Raw genomic sequence first — 3,360 nt, 5'->3', positions numbered from 1 at the left:
GAACTCCGGCACGGTCTGAAGCAGCTCGAAGAAGAGATCCTTCGGGATCCTCAGGGCGAGCACCGGCGTCTTGGCGCTCACCGTGCTGATGAAGGGGCGGCCGCTGAGCAGCGAGACATCGCCGGTGATGCTGCCCGCATCCTTGTGGAACCGTCGTATCTCGCCGTCAGCACGCGGCTGCACGAACTCGACCTCGCCCTCGAGAATGACGTAGACGCCCTCCAGCTTCTCTTTCTGGCAGATCAGGACGGCCCCGGGCTCGAAGCGCAGCCGCTCGCCCATCAACGCGACGAGCTTGAGCCGCGAAGCCGGCATGTCGCGGAACAACGGCAGACCGCGCAAGCAGCCGATATCGGCTTCCAAACTCATGACCGCGCCTCCATTCGCCGGGCTTCCGCGAAGCGCGACCCTCGATCTCCGGCATCATTGGCCGCGCCCGGAGCCTCCTCGGCCTCGACCAAACCGGTCGCGCCGTGGAAGACGATCCGCAGCGGAACATCCTCGACGAGATTAGCATCTCCAGTCAGAAGAAACAGCGTCATGCCCTCACAATAGCTGCGCAGACCGGCGACCATGTCCCCGGGCTCGTCCGAGATCGCGAGCAGGGCGGAAATGTCGAGCACGGCAATCTGCGGCGCCTTGACCAGGGCCTGCACGAGCGGGACGACCTGCCGCAGCCGCGCCGGCAGGTAGCGCCCGCGAATGCCGCTCTCGGTGTCGAGACCGAGCCGGTAGAGCGCCTCGCCCAGCCCCGAGCGCTCCAGGGCCTGGAGCACGATCTCGGCCACCCTGCGGCTCGCATCGGGAATGCCGTAGCCGATGCGGCCGAACATCAGGTTGTCCCGCACGCTCGCTCCGAGCATCACCTTGTCCGGCGCGTAGAAGTCGACATCCCCCGCGGCATCGGCCGGCAGATGGGCACGGAAGCTCTCGCGGGCCCTGAGAATGCGGCGCTCCAGCCGCCCATCGATGAGGTTCAGCCTGTGCTTGGGCTCGATATAGCCGAGCGCCAGCGCGACGAGGTCACGCTCCGTTTCCCGATCGAGCGGGCCGCGCATGTCGTGCTTGGCCAGGATGTCCGCGAGCTCGCCGAGGCGCTCGAAATCGAAATTCTCGCCGAACGAATAGCGCTCGAACAGCGCATGGCCCTGGGGCAGACCTTCGAATATCTCGACCACGGTGGCGACGATCCGCCCCCCCATCTCGGCAAGAGGCTCGACCAGCGCCTCGGCCTGGAGGATCGAATGGGCATAGGGCTCGAACAGCAGCGTCGCATTGTCGAAGCGCGTGCTGGTCAGCGTCCCGAAGATCAGGTTCTCGGCGATGGACGCATTCCGGTTGTAGCGATCCAGCACGAAGGGCTCGATCAACTCGCCCAGATTGATGCGTTCGAGTTCGGCCGCCACGACGCCTCGCGCCGTGATGATGCGTTCGGTCGCCTGCGCGCTGACGGGCGGCATCACCTTGCCGCCGAGGCCGAGCTCGAAGACCTCCTGCGTGCAGCCGAACAGATCGAGCAGCCGCCGCACACGCGCGGCGAGCTCGGCACCATCGGCCACCCCGATACCCTCGTAATCGGTCCAGTCCGCCTCGAACGGGAAGGGCGAGTTGCCCGACCGCACCGCCTCGACGAAGCGACGGTGATCCTGCGGCGAGGCAGGCCCGCTGGATTTGAGATCCGGCCGGCGCCGCCTGAGCGGCAGCAGGATATTGTCGCGCATCGTCCCGGCGATGATCTCGGCCTCGTCGCCGGAATAGCCGATCAGATGGCTCGCGCGTTCCACCGACATTTCGGAGAGTGGATCGCCATCGATCAGCACCCGGCCGGTATAGTTGGTCGCCTGCCGCCCGAGGACCCGGCCGAGCACGTCCTTGCCACTGCCGGGCGGCCCGATAACCGCAACCGTCCCCGGACGCGACACATTGAAGGAAAGCGGCGTCAACAGGGGCTGCCCGCGGTTGTCCAGCATCTGTACGGCCTCCAGCCGCACCGTTCCCGCCGCCGGCAGGGGCGAGCAGCCATTGGCCTCGTCGAGCACCAGCGTGTCGTCGCTGCTGAACTGCGAGATGACCTGCTCGTACTTGATGGTCACGTCGTTGCGCTGCTGGTCCCAGTCGATCAGTTCCTTGATCGGCGAAGGCAGGTCACGATAGGCCGCGATCACCGCGACGAGCTGGCCGATGTCGAGGCGCCCCTGCAGCGCGAAATAGCCGCCGATGGCGTAGAAGAAGAACGGCGTGATCTGGGCCAGCAGGTTGTTGAGGAACTTGACCGCGAACTTCCGCTTGAAGAGGGCGTAGCGGATGTCGAAGAGCCGCCCCAGCCGCCCGGCGATGTCGGCCTGGACATAGGCCGTCGCTCCGTGGCCCTGGATCATCGGTCCCGCATCGACGATCTCGCCGATCCGGCCCGCGAGCTGGCGCGAAGCGATCTGGCGCTCGCGGCCGAGCCTGAGCTGTTCCCGGCGCAGGATCGGTATGATGATCGCCTGCGCGAGAACGATGAGCAGAGCGATCGAGCCGAGCCAGAAGCTCTGCGCCATGATGAAGACAAGCGCGGTCAGGGCCTGGCTCAGCAGGAAGACCGGCTGGATGAAGGCATCGCCGACGAAGCCGCCGACCGGCTCGACCTCGTCCTTGATCATGCTGGCGATTTCGGCCGGCTTGACCGAGCGGATCTCTTCGGGCCGGAACCGCATCAGCTGGCTGAAGAGGTCGTAGCGCATGCGGCGCAGCATGCGCTCGCCGAGGATGCCCTTGCGGACGTTGATGACGTATTTGAAGGCGCCGTTGATCAGCACCAGCAACAGGAAATAGCTCGACAGCCCGAGGAGCAGCCCAACCTGACCGACCTGGATGCCTTCATGGATCCTGAAGCTCGCCCCACCCAGCCAGGAAGGCAGGTGGAGGGTGATGTCGAGGAAGGTGGCGGTCGTCTTGCCATCGCGGAACGCCCCGCCCTGGATGGCGTCGTTGACGATCCGTTTCGGGACATCGAAGGAGGCCCAGTTGAAAGGGATCGAGACAAGGATGATCAGCAGGACGATGATCTGCTCGCCGCGACTCTTCTGCCAGATGTAACGGAAGAGGTTGGGCTCCAAGGGTAATCCTGTCGCGAAACGCCGGCGGTGCTGTCCTGCCGGGAACCGCCCCCTAAAGCGAGCATATGTGGTGAGGTTGCGACGAAGCGCAATGCCGTCCAGTTTGTACCTGCGGCATAGCCCGGGCTGCGCCGCATCCGGGGGAGAAATGGATCGCCTGTCTCTTTGCGCGGCCTTGGCCGGCGCCGTCTTCGCGTGCGCCCTGGCCGGGGCTGCGGTTCCGGCCCGCGCCGAGCCCGGACCGAACAAGGCAGCCCTG

Annotated in this window: 2 protein-coding genes; both read right to left on the bottom strand. The window is 65.9% G+C overall.

Annotated features, from left to right (window positions below; all coding sequences use genetic code 11):
• Positions 1-369, bottom strand: a 369-nt coding sequence (locus ACIPIA_RS12795) for a cyclic nucleotide-binding domain-containing protein (protein ID WP_400510100.1), incomplete at its 3' end; no start/stop codon positions are given.
• On the bottom strand, positions 366-3,101 hold the full coding sequence (locus ACIPIA_RS12790; RefSeq protein ID WP_400510099.1) for an ABC transporter transmembrane domain-containing protein: 2,736 nt from the start codon (positions 3,099-3,101) through the stop codon (positions 366-368). The genes ACIPIA_RS12790 and ACIPIA_RS12795, both read right to left, overlap by 4 nt.
• Between the last annotated feature and the right edge of the window lie 259 nt (positions 3,102-3,360).

Source organism: Allobosea sp. CER48 (assembly GCF_044752385.1).
Taxonomy (GTDB): domain Bacteria; phylum Pseudomonadota; class Alphaproteobacteria; order Rhizobiales; family Beijerinckiaceae; genus Allobosea.
Note: the sequence above shows the minus strand (reverse complement) of the source record. Positions and strands in the feature narration are given on the sequence as shown.